This window comes from Mycoplasmopsis maculosa (assembly GCF_900660665.1).
GTDB classification, from domain to species: domain Bacteria; phylum Bacillota_I; class Bacilli_A; order Mycoplasmatales; family Metamycoplasmataceae; genus Mycoplasmopsis; species Mycoplasmopsis maculosa.
The window spans coordinates 45,798-62,463 of record NZ_LR215037.1; the positions used below are offsets into that span (position 1 = coordinate 45,798).

Consider the following 16,666-nt stretch of genomic DNA (forward strand, 5'->3'; position numbering starts at 1 on the left):
CGGATAATTATCCGTTTTTTTATTAAACCATAGGGTATTTTTTTTCTACTATTTCTTTATATGAAGAAGAATCAACAACTTCTAATTTTTTGTTTTCAATATTGTTTTCTTCATTTTCATTTTGTTCGCTTACAACTTGTGAATTAGATTTTTTATAGTTGTTTCTGTTAATTATACGTTTATGATATTCTTTAATAAGAAATCTAAATAATACAATATTTAAGTATCCTAATAAAGCGACAAATAGTAGACCGACAACAAAGAATATATTTAATATAGCATCTAATCCTGCTATACTTATTGTTAAGTTTGGTAATGCGTTATATATTGCGTGTGTGTGTGCAAAACCAGTAACAAATGAAATACTCATAAATACTACTTTATTGTATACTTCGTATTCTGTACCTAAATAAACAAATACATTTATTAATGCGCTTATGAATAAAATAGCACCCATACCTAGCATATAATTAACATATGTATATCTATCTCTAAATTTAACTTTTCCATTAAGAACAAGTGAAACACCTAATCCTAATAACAATGTAGCATTTATAAAAATATAAACATTTGATAATATTTCTTTTTGTAAAATAAGACCATTAAATGGTACTAATAGCATCGCCCCGCCTATAAAAATTGATGAAATTGCAATTAGAGGCAATGAAAGATATTCAAATCTTTTATTTCTAATAAAAATGTAAAATGGTAAAACATATAACATTAAGCTATTTATACTTATTGGTAAGTTACTTAAGTCATATGTTACGTCATTAACTTTCATATTTGAAATAGCTGGCAGTTGTTTGAAGAATATTTCATTTATTAATAATAAACTTCAAATAACAGTTATAAATATTAAAATTCCTCTTCTTTTAGCAGTTATAATTGTAAAAACCATACCTGTAACAACTAAAAGTGAAAGAGCAAAAGCTAAAATATGTACAGCACCATACATTGAGGGCATTTCAGATAATGCTTTGCTTGAGAAATTATAATAACCTTGTCAAAATGTCATTTAATCTCCTTTTATAAAATATTAAAATATAACTTTTAATATTAATTAATAATATTATATATTATAAATTAAAAAAATATTTGCCAAATTAATATTTATGACAAATATTTAATAACTTTAAATTATTGTTTATCTTGCGAAACATTTATTCTATTAATAACTTTTTTAAGTTTTATTTCAAACATTTTTTCTTCATTTTCACTAAGAGGTTTTTGTAATTGACTTAAAGCATATTCTTTATCTCTTTGAGCTTTAACAATATCAATTTGATCACTAAAAATAATATCATTAGTAACTATTAATATTTCGGATTTATCAGCATATACAATTCCATCACTAATTGAACATAAAATTTTTTTATTTGTTTCATATTCATTAATAATCAATTCACAAATATCAATTGTTGAAAGAAATTCACTTCTATTAGGCTCTATAATTATTCTTCCACCGCTTTTTGTAGACAAAGAAATGTTTGAAATTTTACCAGTGTAAAAATTATGATATTGAGTTATTATTTTTAAGTTTGAAAATTTATTCATTTTACTTATAAACCTATAAAAAAACTATTTTTGATAATTTAGTTTTTCTTTTTCTTCTATCATTTTTTTGTAGTTAGAATCAACATCATCTATTGATCCTACATATAAAAATAATTCTTCTGGAAAGTTATCGTATTTACCTTCAATAATAGCTTTAAAACTTCTTATTGTATCTGGCAATTTAACATATTTACCTTTTTTGCCACTAAATTTTTCAGCTACTGTAAAAGGTTGACTTAAAAAGTTTCTTATTCTACGAGCTCTAGCAACTATTTTTTTGTCTTCATCGCTAAGTTCACCCATACCTAAAATTGCTATAATATCTTGTAATTCTTTAAACCTTTGAAGTGTAGAAACCACCCCTTGCGCAACGTCATAATGTTCTTGTCCAATAACTAATGGATCAAGAAGTCTAGAAGCTGATTCTAAAGGATCTATTGCAGGGTATATTCCTAATGCAGCTATATTTCTATCTAAAACAGTTTTAGCGTCAAGATGGTTAAATGTTGTAGCTGGAGCTGGATCTGTTAAATCATCAGCAGGAACATACACTGCTTGCACAGAAGTTATAGAACCATTTTTAGTTGATGTAATTCTTTCTTGTAATTGACCCATTTCAGTAGCTAAAGTAGGTTGATATCCAACTGCGCTAGGCATACGACCTAATAAAGCACTAACTTCACTACCTGCTTGTACAAAACGGAATATGTTATCTATAAATAATAAAACATCTTGTTTTTCATTATCACGGAAATATTCAGCCATTGTTAATCCTGTTAAAGCAACACGCATACGTGCCCCAGGAGGTTCATTCATTTGACCGAAAACAAGGGCAGTTTTATCTAAAACACCAGCTGCTTTCATTTCGTTGTATAAATCGTTTCCCTCACGAGTTCTTTCACCTACACCAGCAAAAACAGATAATCCACCGTGTCCTACAGCAATATTATTAATTAATTCTTGAACTAGCACTGTTTTACCAACACCTGCACCTCCAAAAAGACCTATTTTACCGCCTTTTGCAAATGGTATTAGTAGGTCAATAACTTTAATACCAGTTTCCAAAATTTCACTTTCTGTCTTTTGATCTTCATATGATGGGGCTGGAGCATGAATAGAATTCATTTGACTATTTGGTTTTTCCATAAGATCTATCGGATTACCTAAAACGTCAAACATTCTTCCTAATACCGGTTTACCTACAGGTACACTAATTGGCTTTCCTGTGTCAATAACTTCTTGACCTCTATACAAACCATTTGTTGAAACCATAGCAATTGTTCTAACTGTATCATCGCCAATGTGTTGTTCTACTTCTAATGTAAAAACTTTGTCTTCATAATTTATTACTAAAGCATTTAATAATGCAGGTAATTCACCTCTTTTAAAACGAACATCAACAACTGGACCCATTATCTGGATAATTTTACCAATGTTTTTATTTTCTAAGTTATTATTTGGCATGTATCCTCCTTTTTATTATTAAAATGGAATACTGTGAATTAGACAGCATCTGCACCCGAAACAATTTCTATAATTTCTTGGGTTATTTTGCTTTGTCTTTTTCTATTATATTCAATATTTAAACTTTCTATTAATTGATCTGCATTATCAGTTGCATTTTCCATAGCAATTCTTCTAGAGGCAACTTCGCTTATTTTAGCATTTAAAATAGCGGTATAAATTTTGCTATCAATGTATAAAGGTATTGCTTCTTGCAAAATCTTTTTAGGACTTGGCTCAAATTCTAAATTATGGTCAGACGGACCGTTACCTACTAATTCTTTAACTTTTTCACTATCAAAAGGATATATTTTTTCGCAAATTTCTGTTTGAACTAAATTATTTATATATTTTGTATAAACAATATTTACAGAGCTAATTTCGCCTCTTTTATAAAGATTCATTGCTATTTTAACAATTTGCTTTACCATTTTATGGTAATTTGCGTTTTTATTACTTTGTTCTAAAGTTTGAATTAATTGATTTTTAAAAATTTGACTTAAACCTTTTAATCCATATGATCCAATAACTATTAATTTATCATTTTCTTTTACTAAATTTTTTGTAGCTTTAATTATGTTAGAATTATAACCACCAGCTAATCCCAAATTACTAGAAACAGCTATATATAAGCTATTTTCGGAACTATTACTAGCTTTTGTAAAATAATTTAATTCATCTGCATATAAATTATTAAAAATTTTGTCAAACATAGCATCAAGTAATTGGTCATATTTTAAAACTTCTTCATATTCAGCTTTGGCTTTTTTTAATTTTGAAAAACTAACCAATTCCATAGCATGTGTTATTTTTCTAATTGACCCTACAGTTGTAATTCTATTTTTAATATTATTAATACTTGACATAACTATTATTTTCTATGCTTTTTCATTTTTTATACTATATTTAGAAGGCATTGGAGAATGATCATCAGGATTATATCCTGGAGTTGTTGTTATAATTTTATTTACAATATCAACTAGTATTCAAGCTAATTTATTATAAATTTCATCTGTGAGAACAAAGTTGTTATCTTTTATTTCTTTAACTAAATTTATTCCTTCAAGTGTTTTATTAATAAATTGTGAAACATTATTTCTATATTGTTTAACTTGCTCAAGCGGTAAAGGATTAATAATTTTTTCCTTAACACCTAATAAAACAGCTACTTCAGTAATTTGATTAAAAGGAGAATATTGTTCTTGTTTTAAAATTTCATAAACTTTTGCACCATGCTTTAAAATATTTTTTGTTGAATCATCTAAATCTGAACCAAATTGAGCAAATGAAAGCATTTCATTATATTGTGCTAATTCAAGTTTTAAAGATCCGCTAACTTGTTTCATAGCTTTTATTTGCGCACTTGAACCTACACGACTAACACTATAACCAACATCTACTGCAGGTCTTTGTCCTGAATTAAATAAATTTTCACGAGTAAATATTTGCCCATCTGTTATCGAAATAACATTTGTTGGAATATATGCTGATATATCTCCTTGTTGTGTTTCTATAATTGGCAATGCTGTAATAGAACCACCACCATTATCTTTATTTACTCTAGCTGATCTTTCTAATAGTTGTGAATGAAGATAGAAAACATCACCTGGGTAAGCTTCACGACCAGGAGGTCTTCTTAATAATAGAGAAATAGTTCTATATGCAACAGCATGTTTTGATAAATCATCATATACTATTAAAACATCTTCGCCTTTTGACATTCATTCTTCAGCGATTGCTGTTCCTGAATATGGAGCTATATATTGCATTGGTGAAAGTTCACTAGCACCTGCTATAACAACAGTTGTATATTCCATAGCGCCTGTATCTTGTAATTTTTTTACTATTTGAGCAACTGTAGAATTTTTTTGACCAACAGCTACATAAATACATTTTACGTTTTTATCTTTTTGATTAATAATAGTATCTATTGCAATAGAAGTTTTTCCTGTTTGTCTATCACCGATAATTAATTCACGTTGACCTTTACCAATAGGTATCATAGAATCTATAGAAATTATCCCGGTTTCAAGAGGTTGATTAACTTCTTTACGTGTCATAACACCAGGAGCTATTTTAAATACTTCTCCATTTTTTTTAGTTATTATTTTTCCTTTTCCATCTATTGGTTCACCAAGAGCATTTACAACACGACCTATCATTTCATCACCAACTGGTATTGAAATAACTTCACCAGTTCTTTGACATTGATCGCCCTCGCTTAATTCATCTGCATTGCCAAAAATAGCAACACCTGCAACTTCTTCTTCAAGGTTTAAAATAAGGCCATAAATATCATTTTTAAATTTTATTATTTCACCATTTTTAGCATTATCAAGACCACTTACTAAAGCTATACAGTCACCTATTGTAACTATATTACCGACTTCTGAATAATCAATCTTTGAGTCAAAACTTCTAATTTTATCTTTAATAATTGCACTAATTTCACTCATTTGATTAGCCATTTAAACCTCCTTTATTTAATAAATTTTCTTTTATTTTTTGTAAATCTGATTCCATGTTATTTTCTATAACATTATTTTTAAGTACTATTTTAAAACCAGAAATAATATTTTTGTCTATATGAGTTTCAATGATTATTTTTGTTTTATAATCATTTTCAAGTTTTAATTTTATTTTTTCTACTTTCTCATTGTCTATACTAAAAGCACTATAAACATGAGCTATTGTTATATTTAATTTTTCTTCAAAAAAGTTAATAATAAGTTTAATTATTCTTGGCAAAAGATAAGAATTACCTTGATTAATTAAGATTTTTAAAAAAGAATTAAAATATTTTAAATCTAAATTATTAAAGTTATTTGTTAAATAATCTACAATTTCATCTTTCTTATTTTTTTCAATTTTTGAATCAGAAAAAAATAAGTGAATTTTTTCTTTTTTAATTAATTCATTATTAAAATCAACTAAAAATTTATAATAATCATTAATTTCATTGTTTTCGTTAATTAATTCGAAAAGTGCTAAAGCATAGCTGTCTGCTTTTGCTTTTGTAAACATATTATGAATTTAAAAAGTTATCTATAATTTCATTTTGAGAGTCTTCTGAAACATCTTTTTTTATTATTTTTCTGCTGATTTCAATAGCAGCTTTAACAATATTATCTTTTGATTCAGCTAATAAAGCATCATGTTCAGCTTTTATTTCTAAACGAGCTTTTTCTTTTATTCTTTTTGACTCTATTTTTGCTTTTTCAGTATAACTTGCAATAACACTTTCACCATGAATTTTTGCTTCTTTAACTATGTTATTTGCATCTTCATAAGCTTTTGCTAATCTTTGATTAGCTTCTTCTAACTTAGTTTTACTTAAATTATTATTACTTTCAGCATCGTTAATATTTGATTGAATATAATCTTGTCTTTCTTTAATTGATTTTTTTAATGGCTTATATAATAAAAATCATAAAATAATAATAACCAAAGTTAATGCTATTAAAGTAGCAATCATCATTGGAATTGATGGAAATAATTTTTCAAATTTATCTTTTAATGAATCACTTAATGCGTTAGGTTTACCTTGTTCATTAGTTGCTTCAATTAAAAATTTTGTAATATTTTGCATAATTAATTGCCAAATACAAACATTAATAAGATAGCGATTAACAATGAATAAATTGCAGAAGATTCTGAAACAGCTTGACCTACAAGCATCATTGTACGAATTTTACCTGCAGCTTCTGGATTACGACCAACAGCTTCAGCAGCTTTTCCAGCAGCAATACCTTGTCCTAATCCAACACCGGCACCAGCTACCATAGCTAAACCGATACCTATAGCAATTAAACCTTTATCTGTCATATTTTTTCTCTCCTTAAATTAATATACGTTTTCATTTAAAGTTATTTTTTGTGTATTTAATTCTTGTGAATTTTCTTTATTTTTCTTCTTATAAGCTGTTATTTCAACTTCATTAGCTCAATAAACAGTTGTAAGAGCACAGAATACAAGAGTTTGTATGTATGCACTAAATATATCAAAATACATATGTAAAAATGGAGTTACTATTGGCGCAAATAATGGTCATGGTTGATTTAAAGGGTTTTCAGCAAAATAAGCTGTATTAAAATCTTGACCTAAAATTTTACTTCATGCAAGTCCTGCTATAAAATAAACTAAAAATATTATTGAAGCCCCACCTATAACATTTCCAAAAATACGAAAACTAAGACTTATTAAAGGAGCATATTGTCCTATAAGTTCTATTGGGTTCATGTATCTTTTTAAAAATCTTCATTTTTGGTATATAAATGCAGTTATGTATATTCCTAATCATGTAACAAAAGCAGCAACAAAAGCTACAGAATAACTTGTAACAATAGGTTCTAAACCTAACATACTAATTAGTAACCCTATAAATAAAAATGTAGAAATTCCAAATATATAAAATCTTGCCTTAGGTAATTTACCTTCTGTATTTTCATCAAAGTTAGCATCAATATAATTTATATAGCCTTCCATAACAAACAATAAACCGTGAGGCGCTTTATTTGGTTTTGATTCTTTCTTTATCAAAATATAAGTTGTTAAAGAAAGAATAAAACAAATTAATACAACTATAATTAATGAAAATAATTGTGGTTGATTTCATTCTCATAAAGCACTAGTAATTTTTTTCAAATTCTGTCCCCTCCTTTCTATTTATTAATTTTCTTTTTTGTAATTGAAGAAAGAAAAATAGATATTTTATAAATTTCTGTACCAAATAAAAATGAAATTATATTAATTGGATACATTGAGTAAGCTAATTTAATATTTTTATTAAAAAGGTTTTTTTTATTTAAAAGGTTGTATTTATTTATATAAATGATAAGAATTATGATTGAACAAATAATAACCATTCTAAATAAAAAACCACAAAAACTAATAAAACTAGCAGTTCTTTTAGTTTTTGTTATAAAAAATAAGCTTATATAATCAGAAATAAAATAATTTAAATATGAAATAGAACTTCCGATTAAAAACCCTAAAAATAAAGAAAAATTTACCAATTTGTAAAAGCATAGTAATAAAACTGAAATTACAAATTGAACTATAAAAAAGATAGTGATTGTTATTTTTTCTTTATTAAAATTCATTTTGTCCTTCTTCAATATGTTATTTATAACATACAAGTATTTTAATACTTTATATAAAGAAAAAATATTTTTTTTGAAAAAATATCATATATTTTTAATTTTTATTATAAATTAAAGTTTTTTAAGATATTTATTAAATTATTTTTTTGTTAAAATAAATACTATTAATTAAATTAAAGGATAAAAATGAAAATAAATAAAAAAATAATAATACCGATTTCAACTTTGCCATTTTTAATGGTATCTTGTTCAAATTTATCAACTAATAAAGAAAATAGTGATGTAGAAAATAAAGCTAAAAATTTAAAAATTGAATTGTTAGAAAATAAAAATATTGAAGAAGCTTTAAAAATTGAAAGTTATAAAATAACAAAAATAGATAATTATGTATTTAATTTAATTTCTATAGAAAAAATTAGCGAAAACAGCGTTAAAATTAATTATTCATTAATTGATATAAAAAATAATTATGAATCTAAGATTTATACAAAAGAATTTAATAGAATTTCAAACAATGTAATTTTTGATAATAAAAAAGATATTTTAAAAGGTGGTTCTAAAAACGGAATAGAAATAGATAAAATGTTTCAGATTTTTGAATTATTTAATTTTTCTAATGAAAATTTACCTAGCGAAAACGCTGATTTAATTTCCATTAAAAATAACGCTGATTTAGAAATAAAACAATTTTCTATTTTTAATTTAAATGATATGACAGGTGAATTATCAATAAAATTTTCAGGCAAATATAAAAATGAAGATTTTTACGATTTAATTGTTAATTTTTCTGGATCTAAAAAATTAAACACTTCACTTCAATCAATAAAATATCTAATTGATTATGATTATATCTTTGAAAACAAAATTAATATAGATAATTTAGAAGCATATAAAAACAAAGATTTTCTTAATTTTTTTAGTGAATTAAAGTTTTCAAATTATGATAATAAAACTTTTGATATTAAAAAAATGCAGAGTGAAAATAAATTAATAATTAACGATTTAAGTTTTTTAAACGGTAAATCTAATAAAAAAATTAATTTAAATTTAAATATAAAAAATATTTTTTATGAAAATGGAATTCAAAAAGAAGATTTTTATAATATAACAAGAAATTCTTTTTTTGAAATTAATTTAAGCTTTAATGATTATGAATATTTAAATTATGTTTTAAATAATAAAATTATTATTTATGAAGATTTATCTTTTATTTCAAAAAACACTTATGCATCAAAATTGTGGTCTGATTTCAAGTTAACAAATGAATTTTTAGCAAATTTTTATGAATTCGAGCAGGGTTGAGATAATTTTAAAAATGAAAAATTAAAGGTAAAAGTAATCAATGTAATACCAAATGATATTAAAGGTGAAGTTATAATATATTTTGTTGTTAAAGTTGCTGATTCAGATAGTTATGAAGAGATTAAATCAATTGAAGAAAGAAAATTAGTAATTACTGGTTTTAAGAAAATAACAAATGAGTTATTATTAAATAATATTTTTATTCAATTTAATCATGAATATAAGGATATTACAAAATTAGCAAAAAACATAAAAAGTTCATATGACAATTCAAATGATAAACAAAATTTTAAAATTGAAGGTTCTGATTTAATAAAATATGTAGGTTATTTTCAAGATGAAAATTTATGGATACCAATCGTAGATTTAGGAATAAATGAAAAAAATGAGTCAAGAATTAATAAAAGTTCTAGATTTAATTTATACTTTGGATCAGAGGACTTATTTAATTCAATAGATACACAAAACGGGACAAATTTTTTAACTTCTGAAAATGGTGATTTATTTTTTTCTATTAGCAGATTAGAAATAGAGTTCTTAAAAATTCATAATATAGAAATAAGATATTTTGAACAAACTAACAAAACAAGAGTTTATCTTGAATTAGAATTAAATATTAAAATTGGCATTTTATCTGGCACTGAAACAAATAGTATGAATGCCAATGAAATAATAATTACTAAAAATGTTTCGTCATTGTTGCCATTAGACTAATAAAATTATCTGAAATTTCAGATTTTTTTATTTAGAAAAATTTAAAAAGTTATTTTTTTAATGTTTTTTATTCATTTTTTTAACTTTTTAATTTTTTATCTATTTTTTTGTATATAATAATTTTCGTTCGAACTTATAATAAAAAACGAGGAAAAAATGAAAAAATTTGATATTGTTGTTTTAGGGGCTGGCCCTGGTGGTTATAGCTTAGCAAATATTTTATCTTCAAATGGTAAAAAAGTTGCGCTTATTGAAAAAAAACATTTTGGTGGTACATGTGTTAATGAAGGATGTATATCAACAAAAACTTTAATTAAGAGCGCAAAAGTGTTTGAAAATATTAAAAGTGCAAAAGAATATGGATTAATTTCTGAAAAAAATGATTTTAATTTTCAAGCAATTCAAGAAAGAAGAATTAATAATAAAAATCTTTTAAATGGAGCTATTAAAAATTCAATAATTGATGCAGGAGTTGAAATTTTATTTGGTGAAGGCGAGGTTATTGATAAAAACACATTAATTGTTAATGGTGAAAAAATAAATACTGATATTTTGGTTTTAGCTACTGGAGCTAGAAGCAGAGAATTAGATATAAAAGGTTTTAAAGAAGCAAAAGATAATGGTATTCTTATAAATTCTACTGATGCAATGTCATTATCTAAAAAACCGGATTCACTTACAATAATAGGTTCTGGTCCTGTTGCATTAGAGTTTGCTTATTTTTATTCAACATTTGGAACAAAAGTTACAATTGTTGAAGCCAATAAATTTATGTCTAATTTTGATATTGATTTACAAACAAAAGTTAAAGAGTATATATTAGATAGAAACATTGAGATAATTGAAAATGCTAAAATCCAAGAAATTAATGATAATGCTTTAATAATAAAACAAGGTGATGAAATTAAAGAAATTGTAAGTTCATATATTTTATCAGCTGTTGGTAGAGTTGCTAATACTGAATCATTTAAAAAATTAAATTTAGAATTAAATCCAAATGGTTCAGTAAAAGTTAATCAATATATGGAGACAAGTATTCAAAATGTTTATGCATTAGGAGATGTTACTGGTATTATGATGCTTTCAACTTTTGCTTATAAATCAGGTGATGTTATAGCAAAAAGAATTTTAAATAAAGAAGCTCTTAAAGAAGTTGTAAATCCAAAATTAATTCCTTGATCAGTTTATTTAAATCCAGAATTTTCAGGAGTTGGATACACAGAGCAAGAATTAAAAGATAAAAATGTTGATTACGCAGTTGTTAATGTACCTACAGCTGCATTACCAAGAGCTCATGCTGATAATTTAGATAAAAAAACAGGTTTTATAAAAATGTTAGTTGATAAAAAAACAGATAAATTATTAGGTGCATTTATGTTTGTTGAAGGATCTCATTTAATTATTAATGAATTAGCTTTAGCAATGTCTAAAGATATTACATTTACACAGTTACAAGAACACCCTTTCACTCACCCTACTATTTCAGAAGCTGTTTATTATGGATCAAGAGGATATACTTTTTCTAAAAAATAACGATAAAAATAAAGGTTAGTTTTTACTAACTTTTTATTTTTATAATTGTCTTTTTTTATAGTACTTTTAGTCATTTTATTCATTTTTTTATTTTATTAAAATAAAATAATATAATTTTATAACTATGTCAATATATAAATTAGTATCAAATTATAATCCATCAGGTGATCAACCAAAGGCTATAAAAGAAATAGTTAATGGAATAAAAAATAATGAAAAATATCAAGTTTTAAAAGGAGTTACAGGAAGTGGTAAAACATTTACAATTGCAAATGTTATAAAAGAATTTGATAGACCTGTTTTAGTTTTAAGTCATAATAAAACATTAGCTAGTCAGCTTTATAGTGAATTAAAGGCTTTTTTTCCAGAAAATAAAGTTGAATATTTTGTTTCTTATTTTGATTATTATAGACCAGAAGCTTATATACCTGAAAGTGACTCATATATAGATAAAACAAGCAAAACAAATATTGATTTAGATGCTATGAGAATGAGCACTGTAAACTCCTTGTTAACAAGAAATGATACAATAGTTGTCGCTTCTGTTAGTGCTATTTATGGCGCTTTAAATCCAAAAGAATATTTAGAAAATTTTTATGAAATAGAAGTTGGAATGACTATAAAAAGAAATGATTTTTTTAAAAATTTAATAAGAAGAAATTATACAAGAAATGACACTGAATTAGTTTTAGGTTCTTTTAGTTCAAAAGGTGATTTAATATATATAAGACCTGCTTACGATGACAGTTTTATAATTAGAGTGGAATTTTTTGATGATGAAATCGATGGTATAAAAATTTGTCATCCAGTAACAAAAGAAGTAATTGAAAACCATAAAAAAATTATTATATATCCTGGTGATGCATATACAGTAAATGTCGATATAATTAAAAAAACTTGTGAATTAGCTAGAATTGAATTAAGAGAAAGAATTAAATATTTTGAAGATAATAATAAATTATTAGAAGCACAAAGAATAAAAGAAAAAACGGAAAGAGATATAGATTCTTTAGAAGAATTTGGAGTTTGTTCTGGAATAGAAAATTATTCTATGTATCTTGATGAAAGAGATTTTGATCAAAGACCATATACATTATTAGACTATTTTATGGATAAAAAACCAATATTGTTTATTGACGAATCTCATATGATGATCCCACAATTAAAGGCAATGTTTAAAGGTGATAATTCAAGAAAAAAAACTTTGGTTGATTATGGCTTTAGATTACCAAGCGCACTAGAAAATAGACCTTTACGTTTTGAAGAGTTTGAAAAAGAATTTGATTTTCAAACAATTTACATTAGTGCAACCCCTGATGAATTTGAATTGGACAAAACTCATGGTGTTGTAACAAATTTATTTGTAAGACCAACAGGGTTATTAAATCCTATAATAGAAGTAAGAAAAAAAGAAAATCAAGTTGAAAATATATATGATGAACTTCAAAAGCAAAAAGAAAAAAATGAAAGAACTTTAATATTAACAACAACAAAAAGATTTGCAGAAGAATTAACGCGCTACTTTTTAGAAAAAAACGAAAAAATTGCTTATATTCATTCTGAACATAGCACATTTGAAAGAAATCAAATACTAAGAAAATTACGAAAAGGCGTATATGACTGCGTTATTGGTATCAATTTGTTAAGAGAAGGAATAGATTTACCAGAAGTTAGTTTAATAATAGTTTTAGATGCTGATCAAGAAAGTTTCTTTAGAAGTACAAGAAGTTTAATTCAAATAGCTGGACGTGCAGCAAGAAACGAAAATGGAAAAGTAATCTTTTATGCTGATAAAATGTCTAAAAGCATGCAAGAAACAATCGATCAAAATACTGAAATTAGAAAAATTCAAGAAGAATACAATAAAATAAACAATATTATTCCTAAAACAATAATAAAGCCTATACCTGAACCAATTCAAGGATCAGGCATAGAAGGATCTATTGATTTTTATTTTAAAAATACTACTAAAAAAACATCTTCTGGTCAACCTTCTAGAGAAGAGTTAATTAAAAATTTAAGAAAACAAATGGAACAAGCTTCAAAAGAATTGGACTATGAAAGAGCAATAGAATTAAGAGATATTATTTTAGAATTACAAAAGGAGAATTAAATATATGAGTAAAAAAACAAAAGAAATGTTAGTAATTAAAGGTGCTAGGGAAAATAATTTAAAAAATATTTCTTTAGAAATTCCTAAAAATAAATTAGTAGTTTTTACAGGTTTAAGCGGTAGTGGAAAAAGTTCATTAGCTTTTAATACTATTTATGAAGAAGGAAGAAGAAGGTATGTTGATTCATTAAGTTCTTATGCAAGAATGTTTCTAGGAGGTACTTCAAAACCTGATGTTGATTCAATAGAAGGTTTAAGTCCCTCAATTTCAATTGAACAAAAAACAACACATAATAACCCGAGATCAACAGTTGGAACAGTTACTGAAATTTATGATTATTTTAGACTTCTTTTTGCAAGAATAGGTAAACCTTATTGCCCAAGTCATGGAATTGAAATTACTTCTCAAACAAATAAAGATATTATTGAAAATATTTTTTCACTACCAGAAAATTCAAAATTGTATATCTTGTCTCCTATTGTTGAAGGCGAAAAAGGGACTTTTACAAACATTATACAAAAATTAAAAGGTGAAGGATTTTTACGTGTAAAAATTGATAATCAAATATATTCTCTTGATGATGATATTAAATTAGAAAAAAATATAAAACATGATATTGATATTGTTGTTGATAGATTAGCTTTAATTGAAGAAAATAAAAATAGAATAGCAGAAGCTATTGATGTAGCTCTTGAATATTCAAAAGGCTTAGTAAAAGTTGAAACAACAGAAGGAGTTATTAAAAAATTTTCAAAATTGCATTCATGCATATATAAAGATTTTGAAATGCCTAAAATTGAAACAAGATTATTTTCTTTTAATTCACCTTTTGGGTCATGTGATTTATGTAAAGGTTTAGGTGTAAATTTAAAAGCCGATTTTGATACATTAGTTCCTGAGAAATGAAGAACAATAAATGATGGAGCAATTAAAATTTTTGAAAATACAGTTAATACTCAAAATTTAGAATGACAAGAGTTTGATATTCTATTAAATACATATGGTATAGATAAAAATATACCTATAGAAGATCTTTCTAAAAAGGATATAGAAATAATAAAATATGGTTCTAAAGAAGAAATAGAATATGTTCTTGTTTCTTCAAGTGGCAATAAAATAAGAAGAAATAGAAGAATTGAAGGCGTTTGTGAAAAAGTCGAAAACGACTATTTTTCAACTACAAGTGAAAGAATTAGAGATTGACTAAAAAAATATATGGGTTCTTTTTCTTGCGCTAAATGTAACGGTTCGAGACTTAACAAATATGCTTTAGCAGTTAAAATAAATGAGAAAAACATAAATGAAATAGTAAGTATGAGTGTTGACGATATTTTAAAAACTGTTTTTGAATTTAGATTAAGTGAAGAAGAATCAAAAATATCTCAATTAATTTTAAATGAAATTTATAATAGATTATCTTTTTTACAAAATGTTGGATTAGGGTATTTAACTTTAAATAGAAATGCTGAAACACTTAGTGGTGGAGAGAGCCAAAGAATTAAATTAGCAACTCAAATAGGATCTAATTTAACTGGGGTTTTATATGTTTTAGATGAACCTTCAATTGGTTTACATCAAAAAGATAATGAAAAATTAATTAAAACTTTAACTAATATGGTTGATTTAGGAAATACATTAATTGTAGTTGAACATGATGAAGACACAATATTAGCCGCAGATCATATTGTAGATATTGGTCCTTTTGCTGGGGTAAATGGTGGTAATGTAATTGCACAAGGAAAATTGGATGATATAAAAAGTAACAAAGAAAGTATAACTGGTAAATTTTTATCAGGAGAAATGAAGATAGAAGTTCCAAAAACAAGACGTAGCGGTAATGGAAATGTCTTAACTATTTCCGGAGCATCTGAAAATAATTTAAAAAACATAGATGTAAAATTTCCACTAGGAAAATTTATTGGTGTAACAGGTGTTTCGGGAAGTGGCAAGAGTAGCTTAATTAATGAAGTTTTAGTAAAAGGAATTGAAAAGTTTTTATCTAAAAATAGTACTGGAAAAATAGGAAAATTTAAATCTTTTAATGGAATAAATTTCATAGACAAGATAGTTCCGGTAAATCAAAGCCCTATTGGAAGAACCCCTAGAAGTAATCCAGCAACTTATACTTCTGTTTTTGATGATATAAGAGATATATTTTCTCAAGTTGAAGAGAGTAGAACTAGAGGGTACACTAAAGGAAGATTTAGTTTTAATGTTCCTGGTGGAAGATGTGAAAAATGTAGCGGAGACGGTTCTATAAAAATAGAAATGCATTTTTTACCTGATGTTTATGTTACTTGCGATAATTGCGATGGTAATAGATATAATAGAGAAACATTGGAGATAAAATACCACAATAAAAATATTTCTGACATATTAAATATGACAGTTGATGAAGCTCTTGATTTTTTTAGTACTAGAGCTATAATAAAAAATAAATTAGAAACATTGCAAAAAGTAGGTTTAGGATACATTAAATTAGGTCAATCATCTACAACGCTTAGTGGCGGTGAAGCACAAAGAGTTAAATTAGCTACTTTTTTACAAAAAAAACCAACAGGAAAAACTATTTATGTTTTAGATGAGCCTACAACAGGACTACATCCTTATGATGTTTCTAATTTATTAAAAGTACTTAATAATATTGTTGATAATGGAGATACTGTTGTAACTATAGAGCATAATTTAGATGTTATTAAATGTTGCGATTATATAATTGATTTAGGTCCTGATGGTGGTATAAATGGTGGAACTATTGTTGCAACCGGAACACCTGAACAAGTTGCAAAAAACAAGAACAGTTATACTGGTCAGTATTTATCTAAAATGCTATAATAAAGG

Annotated in this window: 14 protein-coding genes; 4 read left to right on the forward strand and 10 right to left on the reverse strand. The window is 25.3% G+C overall.

What is annotated here, in order from left to right:
- Positions 1 to 22: 22 nt before the first annotated feature.
- The 10 genes from EXC47_RS00275 to EXC47_RS00320 form a co-directional block, all read right to left on the reverse strand.
- Positions 23 to 1,018: a hypothetical protein gene (locus tag EXC47_RS00275; protein ID WP_129646004.1), complete on the reverse strand. Its 996-nt coding sequence runs from the start codon at positions 1,016 to 1,018 to the stop codon at positions 23 to 25.
- A gap of 122 nt (positions 1,019 to 1,140) precedes the next feature.
- Positions 1,141 to 1,557 (reverse strand): F0F1 ATP synthase subunit epsilon, encoded by a 417-nt coding sequence (locus tag EXC47_RS00280; RefSeq protein WP_129646006.1) that lies wholly within the window; start codon positions 1,555 to 1,557, stop codon positions 1,141 to 1,143.
- A 24-nt stretch (positions 1,558 to 1,581) separates the two neighbouring features.
- Positions 1,582 to 3,021 (reverse strand): F0F1 ATP synthase subunit beta, encoded by a 1,440-nt coding sequence (gene atpD / locus EXC47_RS00285; protein WP_129646009.1) that lies wholly within the window; start codon positions 3,019 to 3,021, stop codon positions 1,582 to 1,584.
- Positions 3,022 to 3,059: 38 nt separating this feature from the next.
- Positions 3,060 to 3,926: an ATP synthase F1 subunit gamma gene (gene atpG, locus EXC47_RS00290; RefSeq protein WP_129646011.1), complete on the reverse strand. Its 867-nt coding sequence runs from the start codon at positions 3,924 to 3,926 to the stop codon at positions 3,060 to 3,062.
- A gap of 12 nt (positions 3,927 to 3,938) precedes the next feature.
- A complete protein-coding gene (gene atpA, locus EXC47_RS00295; protein ID WP_129646013.1) occupies positions 3,939 to 5,528 on the reverse strand; it encodes a F0F1 ATP synthase subunit alpha in 1,590 nt (529 codons plus the stop codon).
- Positions 5,521 to 6,084 (reverse strand): ATP synthase F1 subunit delta, encoded by a 564-nt coding sequence (gene atpH / locus EXC47_RS00300; protein WP_129646015.1) that lies wholly within the window; start codon positions 6,082 to 6,084, stop codon positions 5,521 to 5,523. Before atpH ends, atpA begins: the two co-directional genes overlap by 8 nt.
- A gap of 1 nt (position 6,085) precedes the next feature.
- The gene (gene atpF, locus EXC47_RS00305; protein ID WP_129646017.1) at positions 6,086 to 6,649 is read right to left on the reverse strand and encodes a F0F1 ATP synthase subunit B; all 564 of its coding nucleotides are present in this window, start codon (positions 6,647 to 6,649) and stop codon (positions 6,086 to 6,088) included.
- Between the two features lie 2 nt (positions 6,650 to 6,651).
- Positions 6,652 to 6,885, reverse strand: coding sequence for an ATP synthase F0 subunit C (gene atpE, locus EXC47_RS00310; RefSeq protein ID WP_129646019.1), 234 nt, complete (start codon positions 6,883 to 6,885; stop codon positions 6,652 to 6,654).
- A gap of 18 nt (positions 6,886 to 6,903) precedes the next feature.
- Positions 6,904 to 7,704, reverse strand: coding sequence for a F0F1 ATP synthase subunit A (locus EXC47_RS00315; protein ID WP_129646021.1), 801 nt, complete (start codon positions 7,702 to 7,704; stop codon positions 6,904 to 6,906).
- A 17-nt stretch (positions 7,705 to 7,721) separates the two neighbouring features.
- On the reverse strand, positions 7,722 to 8,162 hold the full coding sequence (locus tag EXC47_RS00320) for an ATP synthase subunit I (RefSeq protein ID WP_129646023.1): 441 nt from the start codon (positions 8,160 to 8,162) through the stop codon (positions 7,722 to 7,724).
- Between the two features lie 186 nt (positions 8,163 to 8,348).
- On the opposite strand from EXC47_RS00320, the gene EXC47_RS00325 reads away from it, so the two are divergent.
- From EXC47_RS00325 to uvrA, 4 genes are all read left to right on the forward strand, one after another.
- On the forward strand, positions 8,349 to 10,178 hold the full coding sequence (locus EXC47_RS00325) for a hypothetical protein (protein ID WP_129646025.1): 1,830 nt from the start codon (positions 8,349 to 8,351) through the stop codon (positions 10,176 to 10,178).
- Positions 10,179 to 10,334: 156 nt separating this feature from the next.
- Positions 10,335 to 11,711, forward strand: a complete 1,377-nt coding sequence (locus tag EXC47_RS00330; protein ID WP_129646027.1) for a dihydrolipoyl dehydrogenase — start codon at positions 10,335 to 10,337, stop codon at positions 11,709 to 11,711.
- A 124-nt stretch (positions 11,712 to 11,835) separates the two neighbouring features.
- Entirely contained in the window at positions 11,836 to 13,824 is a 1,989-nt protein-coding gene (uvrB, locus tag EXC47_RS00335; protein ID WP_129646029.1) for an excinuclease ABC subunit UvrB, read from the forward strand.
- A 4-nt stretch (positions 13,825 to 13,828) separates the two neighbouring features.
- Complete coding sequence (gene uvrA, locus EXC47_RS00340) at positions 13,829 to 16,660, forward strand: excinuclease ABC subunit UvrA (RefSeq protein ID WP_129646031.1); 2,832 nt, start codon at positions 13,829 to 13,831, stop codon at positions 16,658 to 16,660.
- Positions 16,661 to 16,666: the final 6 nt, after the last annotated feature.